The organism is Bradyrhizobium sp. CCBAU 45384 (genome assembly GCF_028128665.1).
GTDB classification, from domain to species: domain Bacteria; phylum Pseudomonadota; class Alphaproteobacteria; order Rhizobiales; family Xanthobacteraceae; genus Bradyrhizobium; species Bradyrhizobium manausense.
In genome coordinates this window covers 306,495-319,601 of sequence record NZ_LBIZ01000117.1, presented here as the reverse complement: position 1 = coordinate 319,601, position 13,107 = coordinate 306,495, and the positions used below count along the sequence as shown (strand labels likewise).

The 13,107-nt window shown below is 61.9% G+C and carries 8 protein-coding genes; 6 read left to right on the top strand and 2 right to left on the bottom strand.

The features are described from left to right. Positions 1–146: 146 nt before the first annotated feature. Positions 147–1,190 (bottom strand): SphA family protein, encoded by a 1,044-nt coding sequence (locus XH80_RS32975; RefSeq protein WP_271602348.1) that lies wholly within the window; start codon positions 1,188–1,190, stop codon positions 147–149. A gap of 338 nt (positions 1,191–1,528) precedes the next feature. Here XH80_RS32975 and XH80_RS32970 point away from each other — a divergent pair, with 338 nt between their 5' ends. The 6 genes from XH80_RS32970 to XH80_RS32945 all read left to right on the top strand — a co-directional run bounded on the left by XH80_RS32970 (position 1,529) and on the right by XH80_RS32945 (position 11,574). Further along, positions 1,529–4,213, top strand: coding sequence for an arylsulfatase (locus XH80_RS32970; protein WP_271602203.1), 2,685 nt, complete (start codon positions 1,529–1,531; stop codon positions 4,211–4,213). 91 nt (positions 4,214–4,304) lie between these two features. Next, positions 4,305–6,770, top strand: a complete 2,466-nt coding sequence (locus XH80_RS32965) for an arylsulfatase (RefSeq protein ID WP_271602202.1) — start codon at positions 4,305–4,307, stop codon at positions 6,768–6,770. 43 nt (positions 6,771–6,813) lie between these two features. After that, positions 6,814–8,319, top strand: a complete 1,506-nt coding sequence (locus XH80_RS32960) for a DUF1254 domain-containing protein (RefSeq protein WP_271602201.1) — start codon at positions 6,814–6,816, stop codon at positions 8,317–8,319. Beyond that, the gene (locus XH80_RS32955; RefSeq protein ID WP_271602200.1) at positions 8,316–8,765 is read left to right on the top strand and encodes a hypothetical protein; all 450 of its coding nucleotides are present in this window, start codon (positions 8,316–8,318) and stop codon (positions 8,763–8,765) included. The genes XH80_RS32960 and XH80_RS32955 overlap by 4 nt, the downstream gene beginning before the upstream one ends. A 60-nt stretch (positions 8,766–8,825) precedes the next feature. Beyond that, positions 8,826–9,095 carry a hypothetical protein gene (locus XH80_RS32950; RefSeq protein WP_271602199.1) on the top strand — a complete coding sequence of 90 codons (270 nt, stop codon included), beginning with the start codon at positions 8,826–8,828 and terminating at the stop codon, positions 9,093–9,095. Positions 9,096–9,468: 373 nt separating this feature from the next. After that, complete coding sequence (locus XH80_RS32945; RefSeq protein ID WP_271602198.1) at positions 9,469–11,574, top strand: tetratricopeptide repeat protein; 2,106 nt, start codon at positions 9,469–9,471, stop codon at positions 11,572–11,574. 230 nt (positions 11,575–11,804) lie between these two features. Here the strand turns inward: XH80_RS32945 and frc are convergent, their stop codons facing one another. Next, on the bottom strand, positions 11,805–13,082 hold the full coding sequence (gene frc, locus XH80_RS32940) for a formyl-CoA transferase (protein WP_271602197.1): 1,278 nt from the start codon (positions 13,080–13,082) through the stop codon (positions 11,805–11,807). Positions 13,083–13,107 lie beyond the last annotated feature (25 nt).

Genomic DNA, 13,107 nt, shown 5'->3' with positions numbered 1-13,107 from the left:
AAAGAAGGGATCGGATCGTTTGACAGTTGACAGTGCCCGCGCGCCGCCCGGACGCTGCAACCAATATGGGACAGGGAGCCACGGCATTTCGGGATCGACGTTGATTCAAATCAACCCAAACAACGCGCCTGACAATGCCGCGCCTGTCACTTCGTGATGATGTGCTTTGTCGGCGTCACAGCCGGGGGCGGCGCCGCAGGCGAGATGACAAAGGTCACCCAGGCATTCCAGCCCTCGGGCCGGTTTTCCGCGGCGAACTCCTTGTAAGCCTTCAGGTTCAGATAGCCCTGCATGTCGCCCACCGGGAAGATGAAGCCGACCTGCGGGCCTGCGGCCGCGACCTGCGAGCGGAAGCAACCGACGCGATCGCCGGAGCCGCTGTCGCAGCCGAGTTGCTTGTAGACGTAACCTACGAGACCGACCTGGACCTGCTTGGTCAGGAATTGTGAGGCGCCCCAATCGAAATGCATGTCGACGCCGCTCTGATACTGCGTGTCGGTGTTCTTGAAATTGTATGTGAGGCCGAGCACGCCGGACAGTTCATGCCCCGTCTGCGGATTGAAATAAGTATAGCCGCCGCCAGCGTCGATCGTCCCATGCCCGAGCCCGATATTGGCGAGGCGGGTCGACTGGTAAGCCCCGACCGGGATGTCGCCCATGACATAGGTCATGTAGTTGTTGACACCGGCATTCCAGCGCAACGCGAACTGTGGGATCAGGTCGCCGAAGCCTGTCACGGAGTCGCTGATGGAATCGAAGCGAGAGAAGGGAATCGAGCCGCCCGGCAGTGCCAGTGTGCCCGTGACCAATCCGTTAAGCGAGGTGGTATTCGCCCCGTAGATGCCGATCAGGCTGGCAGAGGCCTGACCGCCCAGCACCGGCGTTGCAAACACGTAGGTCGCGTTCAACAACCCGAGATCCACATTGGCATTGACGTTTGCGTTCAACGTCGCCGTCAGATTTGCAGGGATGCGCCCGATCTGAATCTCTCTCGCGCGGGCTACGTCGGCTCCGGCGGACACCGAGGTGTGATAGTAGATCGCGGCGGCCGTCCAGCCCGGCTGCTGAGGGGTGGCAGCGAGGCTGCCGAATGTGCCGGGAATCCAGAAGCTGATACCGCTTTCATCGGCCGAGGCCTTGGTCGGTACTGATGCGACGGCTGCAATTGCAATGACCGCAAACGCCTTCATCATCCCCATGATGACTTCTCCCGAACCACAAGCTTCGCTCAGTGGGGAGCGCCTGGTACGATGCCGACGATATGACAAAGGCGTCTACGCTGGCCACAACTACCTAAGGCAGCAGGAATATTTGGCAATCGAATGTAGCAAACGAAGCACAGTACAGCGCTATCTTACCTCCAGGGAGAAAGAACGGTTCAGGCTATCTCGGCAACGCGCCCATCCGCTCACGTTGCGCAGAAAAGTCGCTCCGAACTTGAACCACCATTTGATGCGTTGATCTACATCAAGGCCCTTTTTGATGCCGTGGGCAGATCATGATTCTTCATTTGGAGGGAGGAATTGCAATGAGCGCTGCCCGATCCTTCGTCTCTGCATTTGCGTTTACACTTGCCTTTTCAGCGCCGTCATTTGCGCAGCAGGCGCAACAAACCGCACCGCCACCCGGTTCGCCGGCCGCGACGATCACCATTCCCGGCAATCAGCTTCCGCCGCAACCGCAGAAATTCGGCGGGAAGATCGAGCGCGATGCCCGGGATTCGAAACCCTATTGGCCGGCTCGCGTGGTGCCCCCTAAAGGCGCGCCGAATGTCCTCCTGATCATCACTGACGATGCGGGTTACGGTGTTCCCAGCACGTTCGGCGGCGTGATCCCGACGCCCGCGCTCGACCGAATTGCGCAAAACGGACTGCGCTACACCAATTTCCATTCGACCGCGCTGTGCTCGCCGACGCGAGCTGCGCTGATCACGGGACGCAATCATCACTCGGTCGGCTATGGCGTGATCGCCGAGCAGGCGACCGGCTATCCCGGCTATGACAGCATCATCACCAAGGATAAGGCCACGATCGGCCGGATCCTGACCGACAACGGCTATCACACCGCCTGGTTCGGCAAGAACCACAACACGCCCGAATATCAGGCGAGTCAGGCCGGCCCGTTCGACCAGTGGCCGACCGGCATGGGGTTCGAATATTTCTACGGGTTCATGGGCGGCGACACCAACCAGTGGGAGCCCGGCAACCTCGTCCGCAATACGACGCCGATCCATCCCTATGTCGGCAAGCCCGGCTGGAATCTGATGACGGCGATGGCCGATGAAGCCATCGACTACGTCAACCGCATGAATGCGCTGTCGCCCGATACGCCGTTCTTCGTCAAGTTCGCGCCCGGTGCAACGCATGCCCCGCATCATCCGACGCCCGAGTGGGTGAAGAAGATCAGCGACATGCACCTGTTCGACCAAGGCTGGAACAAGCTGCGCGACACGATCTTCGAGAACCAGAAGCGGCTCGGCGTCATTCCGCAGAATGCGAAGATGACCCCATGGCCGAAAGACCTGATCAAGGAATGGGACCAGCTCTCGGACGACGAGAAGAAGCTCTTCATCCGCCAGGCCGATGTGTTCGCGGCCTACGTGGCTTATGCTGACAGCGAGATCGGTCGTGTGATCCAGTCGATCGATGATCTGGGCAAGCTCGACAACACCCTGGTCATCTACATCGAGGGCGACAACGGCACGAGCGCGGAGGGCCAGCCGACCGGTACGCCTAACGAAGTGGCGATGTTCAACCAGGTCACCCCGTCAGTCGAGGATCAGCTCAAATATTTCTACGACGTGTGGGGTACTGACAAGACCTACAACCACATGTCGATCGGCTGGGCCTGGGCATTCGACACGCCATTCTCCTGGACCAAGCAGATCGTCTCGCATTTCGGCGGCACGCGGCAGGGCATGGCGGTATCCTGGCCGGCTGCCATCAAGGACAAGGGCGGCATCCGCGCCCAGTTCCATCACGTCATCGACATCGTGCCGACCATTCTTGAGGCCGCACAGATCAAGCAGCCGGACATCGTCGACGGCATCAAGCAAAGCCCGATCGAGGGCGTCAGCATGATGTACACGTTCGATGCCAAGAACGCGAATGCGGCAACGACACACACGACGCAGTATTTCGAGATGTTTGCTGATCGGGCAATCTACAATGACGGCTGGATCGCCAGCACAAAGGTCCTGCGGCCGCCGTGGGTGACGGTCGCGAAGCTGCCGAACCCGGGCGACTATCCCTGGGAGCTCTATGACCTGCGCAACGACTGGACGCAAGCCGAGGACGTTGCTGCCAAGAATCCGGACAAGCTGAAGGAGTTGCAGGCGCTGTTCTGGAAGGAGGCGGAAAAATATCAGGTGCTGCCGCTCGATTCGACGGTGGCGTCGCGCATGATTACTCCGCGTCCCAGTCTGAGCGCGGGCCGCACGAACTTTGCCTGGACCCGACCGATGACCGGCACGCCGAACGGCGACGCGCCGAGCCTGCTCAACGCCTCCTATAACTTCAAGGTCGACGTCGATATTCCAGATGGCGGCGCCGAGGGCATGCTCGTGACGCAGGGAGGGCGTTTCGGGGGCTATGGCTTCTATGTCCTCAAGAACAAGCCAGTCTTCACGTGGAACCTCGTCGACCTGAAGCGCGTGCGTTGGGAGGGACCTGATCTGACCCCCGGCAAGCACCTGATCGAGTTTGACTTCAAGTACGATGGTCTTGGCGCGGCCACGATGATGTTCGGCGATTATACCGGCATCGGCCAGGGCGGCACCGGCACGCTGAAGGTCGACGGCAAGGCGGTGGCCACGGAGAAGATGGAGCAGACGCTGCCGTTCATCCTGCAATGGGATGAAGCGTTCGACATCGGCTCCGACACCGGCACCCCGGTTGACGACAACGACTATCAGACGCCGTTCGCCTTCACCGGCAAGATCAACAAGCTCACGCTCGACATAGAGCGGCCGAAGCTGAGCCCGGACGACGTCAAGCGATTGCAGGAGGCCGCGCGCGCGGCCGGTGATGGCCCCTCGGCCGATGCTAGCAAGACGGCCTCCGCCGAGCCGCAAGTCGGCACCGTTGGCCTCAGCCTCGTCGACAAGATCCAGTTGCGGATCGACAAGCGCGAAGGCTGCCGCAAGCAGGCCGAGGCGAAGGATCTCGGCATGATGGAGCGTATCAAGTTCGTCCAGGAATGCGTCAAGCAGTGATGCCGTATGCCGCCGGGCCGCCTCGGGCGGTCCCGCGGCAAAATTGACTTCACATGATCAGGAAAGACTTCGTCCTCTAGGAGGATTTACGATGAATACGCGCAAGGTCTTTGCGATTATCGTGTCGGCATCATCGCTCGCGTGGGCGACGGCGTTTGCACAGCAGGCATCACAGACCGCAGCGCCAATTGGTGCACCTGGTGCGACGATCACAATTCCCGGCAATCAGCTCCCGCCGCCCGATCCGAAATTTGGCGGGGTGATCAAGGAGAAGGCTTCCGACTCGACGCCCTGGTGGCCGCCGCGCGTTGTGCCGCCGAAGGGGGCACCCAACGTGCTGCTGATCATGACTGATGACCAGGGCTTTGGCGCGCCCAGCACCTTCGGCGGTGTCATACCAACACCCAGCATGGATCGGATCGCGAAGGCCGGACTGCGCTACACGAACTTCCATTCGACGTCACTTTGCTCGCCGACGCGCGCAGCGCTGATTACCGGGCGGAATCACCACTCGGTCGGTTACGGCGTGGTGGGCGAGATCGCAACTGGTTTTCCGGGTTACGACTCGATCATCCCAATCGAGAAAGGCACGATCGGCACCATCCTGAAAGCGAACGGCTACGCGACTTCGTGGTTCGGCAAGGACCACAACACGCCCTCCTATCAGTCGAGCCAGGCCGGACCGTTCGACCAGTGGCCGAACGGAATGGGCTTCGACTATTTCTACGGGTTTGTCGGTGGCGACGCGAGCCAGTGGCAGCCGAACCTCTTCCGCAACACGACCGCGATCTATCCCTTCCAGGGCAATCCCGGCTGGAATCTGGAAACTGCGATGGCCGACGAAGCCATTCAGCATATGAAGCAGCTCAAGGAGGTCGCACCGGACAAGCCGTTCTTCATCTATTACGTGCCGGGCGCCACCCATGCGCCGCATCACCCGACGTCCGAGTGGGTCAAGAAGATCAGCGACATGCATCTGTTCGACGAGGGCTGGAACAAGGTGCGCGAAAAGATCTTCGCCAACCAGAAGCGGCTCGGCATCATGCCCGAGAACGCCAAACTCACCCCTTGGCCGAAGGACCTGCCGGAATGGGATACGCTAAGCTGGGACGAGAAAAAGCTCTTCATCAAGCAGGCGGATGTTTACGGAGCCTATCTCGCCTATGCCGATCATGAGATCGGACGGGTCATCCAGGCGGTCGAAGACCTCGGCGAACTCGACAATACCCTGATCATCTACATCGGTGGCGACAACGGTGCCAGCGCCGAAGGCATGCTCAGCGGCACGCCGAACGAGTTCACCACCTTCAACGGCGTTCCCGTGCCGGTGAAGGACCAGTTACTCTGGTACCCGTTCTGGGGATCGGAGCGCACGTTCCCGCATTTCGCGGCGGGCTGGGCGTGGACGATGGATACGCCCTTCAAGTGGGTGAAGCAGGTGCCATCCCACTTCGGCGGGACGGCCCAAGGCGTGGTCATGTCCTGGCCCGGGCATATCAACGATGTGGGCGGCATCCGCCGCCAGTTCCATCACGTCATCGACATCGTGCCGACCATTCTCGAAGCGACCGGCATTTCGCAGCCCGACACCATCAACGGGATCAAGCAGATTCCCATCGAAGGCGTCGGCATGACGTATACGTGGGACAAGGCGAACGCCGACACGGCGTCGCGCCACAGCACGCAATATTTCGAGATGCTCGGCAATCGCGCCATCTATCAGGACGGATGGGTGGCGGCCACGACGCCTGCGACGCTCCCCTGGGAGCTCAGCACCAAGACGCCGCCCGATGTGATCACCGGCTACAACTGGGAGCTCTACAACGTCAAGGAGGACCCGACGCAGTTCAATGATCTCGCTGCGACGATGCCCGACAAGCTCAAGCGGATGCAGGATCTGTTCTACACTGAAGCCAGGAAGTACAACGTTCTGCCGCTCGACAACTCGACGCTGGCGCGCTGGAACACGCCGCGCCCGAGTCTCACCGCCGGGCGGACGGTCTTCACCTATTCGGGCGAACTGATCGGCACGCCGGCCAGTGCAGCGCCGGATATCCTGAACAAGAGTTACACGATCACGGCTGAAGTCGACATCCCCGAAGGCGGAGCGGAAGGGATGATCGTCACCCATGGCGGGCGCTTCGGCGGCTACGGCTTGTTCCTGAGCAAGGGCGAATTCGGCGTCGGACGCGGCAAGGTCGTGTTCCTCTACAACCTGCTCGACCTCAAGCGCACGACGTGGGAGGGGCCCGAACTGAGCGTCGGCAAGCACACCATTGTCTTCGATTACAAGCCCGATGGTCCAGGCCTGGGCAAGGGCGGAACGGGTGTGCTCTCCATGGACGGCAAGGAAGTGGCTCGGAATTCGATGGAGAACTCCGTCCCGGTCACGCTTCCCGAGGATGAAACCTTCGACGTCGGCCAGGACACGCGCACCGGCGTAGCGCTCGTGGAATATCGCTACGATCCTCCATTCAAGTTCACCGGCAAGATCAACAAGCTGACGTTCAAGCTCGAGCCGGAGCAGAAGCCACAAACGATAGGCAGCAAGAACTAGCACTCCATTGAGCCCGCGATCGACCTCAAGGCAGGAGAACGCCATGAACATCGCCAATCAGTTGATGAATTCGATCAGCCTGAGGCGTCGTGACCTGGGGCTGGGCGCTCTGGCGCTCGGTGCCGCCGCCACGTTGCCAGGATCGAGTACAGCGCAGACTCGAGCGGAAAAGCTGGGACAATTCCTGAAGGGAGAGCTGGGAGACCTTAAGGACCTGAAAGACGATGTGAAAGAGGAGGTCGCGTACCTGCTCGGCATGGAGTGCTACGTCTATGGCTTCCCGCTGGTCTTGATGGATGTGACGAACGGCGTCATGACAGCGACGTCGAAGTCCGGCGAATACAAGGCGCCGATCAATCAGTTCGGTCGAATGAGGGGCTATGTCAGTCCCGATTTCAAGGATGTCGTCCGAGTCAGTGTCAACTCGGTGTGGTCGTTCGCCATCCTCGATCTCGACAAGGAGCCGCTCGTTGCGTCGCACCCCGACACGAAGGGGCGTTACATCGTGCTGCAGTTGATGAACATGTGGACCGATGATTTCGCTTCGATCGGCAGCCGCACGACCGGCACCGGAGCCGGCAAGTTCCTCGTCGCCGGACCGAAATGGAACGGCACGTCCCCGTCGGACATCAAGGACGTCTACCGATGCCCGACGCGATTCGCATGGTTGCTCGTGCAGATGTCGGCCGCCGGCCCGCAGGACTTTCCGGAAATCCATGCCCTGCAAGATCAGCTCCTCATCACGCCACTCAGCGCATGGGGCAAGCCGTACACACCGCCCAACGACGTTCCGATCGATCCGACCGTGGACCTCACCGCGACGCCGTACGATCAGGTCCGACTGATGACGGGGGAGATGTTCTTCAAGCGTTTGGCGACGCTGCTGAAAGACAACCCGCCCTATCCGGCCGACACCAAGATGCTCGAGAAACTCAAGAAGCTTGGCATTGAACCGGGCAGGGAGTTGGACACCAGCAAGCTGGATCGTGCCATTATCAAGGGGCTGAACGACGCGCCGGGAGAGGTTTGGCTGAAGTTTCAGCAGGGGCCTTACGAAGCGCCGAACGTAAACGGCTGGCTAAACATCCTCAACATCGGGAGATATGGTACCGACTACGACACCCGCGCGCTTATCGCGTGGTTCGGGCTCGGCGCGTTGACGTCGGATGATTGCGTCTACCCAAGCGTATTGGTCGATGGCGACGGAAACGTCCTGGACAGCGCCGCCAAGTACGTTCTGCATTTCGGGAAGGATGAGTTTCCGCCCTCAGCCAGCGGCGTCTGGTCCGTCTCGCCCTATCGCGAGAATTTCTACGTGCGGAACGCGATCAACCGCTACGGGATTCTTTCGGGAATGCCGCTCAAGTATAACGCGGATGGTTCGCTGGACATCTACATCCAGGCTCAAACGCCCGGCGCCGACAAAGAGGCGAACTGGCTGCCATGCCCGCCGAGCCTTCCGTTCAACCTGACGATGCGCGTGTATCAGCCGAGCAAGCCGCTGCTTGATGGCAGCTACAAGATTCCGCCAATCAAGCGAGTGGGATGAGTTTCGTCTGGGCGGAGAGTTTCGACGTGTCTGAACACGGGTCCGCGACGAGATGGACGGTTGTAGCCGCGGCCGCGGAGGCCGCGGCTACCGGTCTAGTTCTGTTCGTTCGGCCATCATGGTTCGCGTGGCTGGTGTTCGGCGCCGAATTCTCCGACGCCGGCATGGCGCTCGGCCGGTTGACGGCTATCGCTTTACTCGGATTGACGCTCGCTACTTGGCCATCGGCCACTGCGAGCAGCCTGACGTCATCCATTCGTGCGCTACTGCTCTACAACGTGCTGGCGACGATCTACCTTGCTTATGTTGGCATCGGGGGCCAGTTGACGGGCATACTGCTGTGGCCGGCGGTCGCGCTGCACGCGATATTCTCCTTCCTCCTCGGTCGCTCATGGCGTGGAATGAGAGACTGGGAGACGGCGAAGACTTCTCGATTTAGCGGTTGAACTGGAGCTTGACGGTGTTCCTGCACGACTGCAGGTCCCTCGCGATATTGGAAAAGCGACATGTACAAGACACTCAGTTTGCTGGTGCTGGCAGGCACGATGGTTGGATCGACGACTTCCCGTGCCGAGACCGTTCAGGAAACCCTGCAGTCCATGCTCGGAGTACAGATCCGCTCGCAAGGCTTCGTCTGCGACAAGGCGCTCAGCGCCACCGTCGACCGGCGACGATCAAAGCCCGATCACGGGGTTTGGGTGCTCAAGTGCAGCAACGCGACCTACAGGATCAGCCGCGCGCCGGACATGGCGGCCAAGGTCGAGCCGCTTCGATAATGCGACTGCACGTCAAACCTCTTTCCCGACCAGGAACCCGCATAAGGTAAGGCGCTCGGATCGGCAGACGGACGTGGCAAAAGGCTCCGGAAAGAACCGCAAGCGTCAGAAACCCCCGGCAAGCCCGCGGCCGGCGTCGCCGTCTGAGACGCCGCAACGGCCTCAACCCGTCGCGCGCAAGCGAAGCCTCGGACCGGCGATCGGTTTCGGCTTGCTGGCTCTTGTGGCTGCCGGCGCGTTCTACTGGTTCGCGAGACCGGATTCTCCGATCCCGTCGCACGCGGCGGCGCCGAGCTTCGTCGGCAGCCAGACCTGCAGCGGGTGCCACGCGACGGAAGCGAAGCTTTGGCAGAGCTCCCAGCACCGTCACGCTATGGATCATGCCACCGAGGAGTCCGTGCGTGGGGATTTCAATGGTGCAACCTTCGACTATGCCGGCACGCTCACACGTTTCTTCCGCAAGGATAGGACGTTTCTGGTCGAGACCGACGGACCGGACGGCAAGCTCGCCACGTTCGAGGTGAAATACACCTTCGGCGTCGATCCGCTGCAGCAATATCTGATCGAATTTCCGGACGGCCGTGTGCAGGCCTTGTCTATCGCATGGGACACGCGGCCGAAAGAGCATGGCGGCCAGCGCTGGTTTCATCTCTATCCGGACGGCGCGATCACCCACGACGATCCTCTGCACTGGACGAAGCTGAACCAGAACTGGAACTTCATGTGCGCCGAGTGCCATTCGACCGACGTGCACAAGAACTATGATCCGGACAAGAATAGCTTCGCGACCACGTTCTCGGAGATCAGCATCGGCTGCGAGGCCTGTCACGGGGCGGGTTCGCGCCATGTCACGTGGGGCCGCCAGACGCCCTCCGCACGTAGCGCCGAAAACGGCCTGCTGGTCCGTTTTGACGAGCGCACCGGCATCACGTGGTCAGCCTCCGCCGGGACGCCGACGCCGACACGGAGTGCGCCAGCAGCAGCGCTGCGCAAGGAGGTCGAGACCTGCGGGCGCTGCCATGCCCGCCGCGGACAGCTTTCGGAAGATTGGACGCCGGGACGGCCGCTCTCCGAGACGCATCGCGTGTCGTTGCTCGACCGCCAGCGTTTCCATGCCGACGGCCAGATGCGCGACGATGAGGAGACCTACAACTACGCCCCGTTCAAGCAGAGCAGGATGTTTGCCAAAGGCGTAACTTGCAGCGACTGCCACGATCCGCATAGCGCAGCGCTGAAGGCGCCCGGGGACGGCGCCTGTGCGCAGTGCCATGCGCCGGACAAGTATCAGTCGCCCGCTCACCGGCATCATGCTGACGTCTCCCCGCCGCCGGGTTGCCCGTCCTGCCACATGCCGGAGCGTCGCTATATGGTCATCGACCATCGCCACGACCATGGCTTCCGCGTTCCGCGCCCTGATCTTTCCGTGCAGACGGGCGCACCGAATGCGTGCAACGACTGCCATCGTGACAGATCCGCGAATTGGGCCGCGCAACAGTTCGAAACTTGGCTTGGCCCTGGGCGGCGCGGCTATCAGACCTACGCGGGCGCATTTCACGCCGCTTGGCGCGAGGCGTCCGACGCGCAAGCGTTGCTGGCGGCGATCGCAGCATCGGACGACGTTGCCGGAATCGTCCGCGCCAGCGCGCTGGCCGAGCTTCCCGCGCCGATCTTAGATCTGACCCGGCGCGGACTTTCTGATTCTGATCCGCTCGTGAGGCTCGGCGCGCTCGATGGGCTAGAAGGAGCCCCGACCGATCAGCTCTGGTCGCTCGCCGCGTCGCAACTGACCGATCCCGTGCGTGGCGTGCGCATCCGCGCCGCCGAGCTTCTCGCCGCCGTGCCCGCTGCACGCCAGCCTGCGGCCGATCGCGACAAGTTCACACAGGCGGCTGCCGAATTCGTCGAGGCGCAGAAGCTGAACGCGGATCGGCCGGAGGCGCGCACGGCGCTCGGCAATTTCCTCGCCCGCCAGGCCAGCGCCGATCGGGCGGAAGCCGAATACCGCGCCGCACTCAAGCTCGATCCCTCGTTTGCGGCCGCCGCCATCAATCTGTCTGACCTGTATCGGCAACTCGGACGCGACAGCGACGGCGAGCGGGTCCTGCGCGAGGCTCTATCTGTGTCGGCGCAGGAGGCATCTCTCCACCACGCGCTCGGTCTGACGCTGGTGCGCCAGAAGCGCAACGAAGCAGCAATCGAAGAGCTGCAGCAGGCTGCGGCGCTGGACCCGGGCCAGCCGCGCTACGCCTACGTGTATGCAATCGGGCTGCATTCGGCCGGCCGGCACGATGATGCGCTTGCGGTCCTGAAGGAAGGTCTGCGCGGGCATCCCGACAATCTGGAACTGCTGTCAGCCGCACTGAATTTCAGCCGTGAGAAAGGGGACGCCGTTGCCGCTCTGGAGTATGCCGAGCACCTTGGGCGCCTCTTGCCTGGCGACACGCGCATGGCCGACGTTATCAGGGAGCTGAAGCGATAGGGCAGGGCATCAGGAAGAAACGTCTCGATGATAGCCTTTTACCGCTGTTTTGCCCGACGAGTCAAGAAAATTCGCTAAATACGAAATTTGCTCTTGGCCCGGCGAGGTTGGCTACTGTGCATGGGGTTGTTTTTGGTCTTTGGCGTGTGCTCGCAGCCGCACGGTCTTGCTGATGCAAAAAGGGCCGCCCCGAAGGGCGGCCCTTTCGTTTTGACGCAATGTGGTGCCGCTTACTCGGCGGCCTGCTTCTGCGGCGGGTCGAGCGCGCCCGACTTGTGGATCTCGGCGACCTGGTGATCGGAGAAGCCGAGCACCGCGCGCAGGATCTCGTCGGTATGCTCGCCGAGCAGCGGCGAGCGGGTGACGTCGCTCGGGCTATCCGACAGCTTGATCGGGTTGCCGACCGAGAGGTACTTGCCGCGGGTCGGGTGATCGACCTCGACCACGGTGCCGGTCGCGCGCAGCGACTGGTCCTCGGCGAGCTCCTTCATCGACAGGATCGGGCCGCAGGGGATGTCGTCCTTGTTGAGGATCTCCATCGCCTCGAACTTGGTCTTGGTCATCGTCCATTGTTCGATGCGAGCAAAGATCTCGTTGAGGCGCGGCAGGCGGGCCGCCGGCTTGGCGTAGTTCGGATCGGTCTTCCAGCTGGGCTCGCCGATCACGTCGCAGATCTTCTCCCAGACCGGGGCCTGGGTGATGAAGTAGATGTAGGCGTTGGGATCGGTCTCCCAGCCCTTGCACTTCAGGATGCGGCCGGGCTGGCCGCCGCCGGAATCGTTGCCGGCGCGCGGCACGGCATCGCCGAACGGAATGCCTTCGCCGTATTGGCTGTATTCCTTGAGCGGGCCGTGGGCGAGGCGCTGCTGGTCGCGCAGCTTGACGCGGGCGAGGTTGAGCACGCCGTCCTGCATCGCCGCGGTGACGCGCTGGCCCTTGCCGGTGTGGGTGCGCTGGTAGAGCGCGGTGACGATGCCGAGCGCGAGATGCAGGCCGGTGCCGCTGTCGCCGATCTGCGCGCCGGTGACGAGCGGAAGCCCGTCGCGGAAGCCGGTGGTGGAGGCGGCGCCGCCGGTGCACTGCGCCACGTTCTCATAGACCTTGCAGTCTTCGTACGGTCCGGGGCCGAAGCCCTTGATCGACGCGACGATCATCTTCGGGTTGATCTGCTGGATCTTCTCCCAGGGGAAGCCCATGCGGTCGAGCACGCCGGGGCCGAAATTCTCGACCAGCACGTCGCACTTCTTGATCAGCTCGGTGAGGACTTCCTTGCCCTTGGGGTTCTTGGTGTCGAGCGTGATCGAACGCTTGTTGTGGTTGAGCATGGTGAAATACAGGCTGTCCACGTTCGGGATGTCCTGCAACTGGCCGCGGGTGATGTCACCCACGCCGGGGCGTTCCACCTTGATCACGTCGGCGCCGAACCAGGCCAGCAGCTGCGTGCAGGTCGGTCCTGACTGGACATGGGTGAAGTCGAGAATGCGAACGCCCTCGAGCGCTTTGGTCATCTTGTATGCTCCGTACTCTGTCTGC

Bases quoted from the DNA above. Each gene is read 5' to 3' on its own strand.
- XH80_RS32975 (WP_271602348.1), bottom strand. From the start codon at position 1,190: ATGAAGGCGTTTGCGGTCATTGCAATTGCAGCCGTCGCATCAGTACCG.
- XH80_RS32970 (WP_271602203.1), top strand. From the start codon at position 1,529: ATGAGCGCTGCCCGATCCTTCGTCTCTGCATTTGCGTTTACACTTGCC.
- XH80_RS32965 (WP_271602202.1), top strand. From the start codon at position 4,305: ATGAATACGCGCAAGGTCTTTGCGATTATCGTGTCGGCATCATCGCTC.
- XH80_RS32960 (WP_271602201.1), top strand. From the start codon at position 6,814: ATGAACATCGCCAATCAGTTGATGAATTCGATCAGCCTGAGGCGTCGT.
- XH80_RS32955 (WP_271602200.1), top strand. From the start codon at position 8,316: ATGAGTTTCGTCTGGGCGGAGAGTTTCGACGTGTCTGAACACGGGTCC.
- XH80_RS32950 (WP_271602199.1), top strand. From the start codon at position 8,826: ATGTACAAGACACTCAGTTTGCTGGTGCTGGCAGGCACGATGGTTGGA.
- XH80_RS32945 (WP_271602198.1), top strand. From the start codon at position 9,469: ATGGATCATGCCACCGAGGAGTCCGTGCGTGGGGATTTCAATGGTGCA.
- frc (WP_271602197.1), bottom strand. From the start codon at position 13,082: ATGACCAAAGCGCTCGAGGGCGTTCGCATTCTCGACTTCACCCATGTC.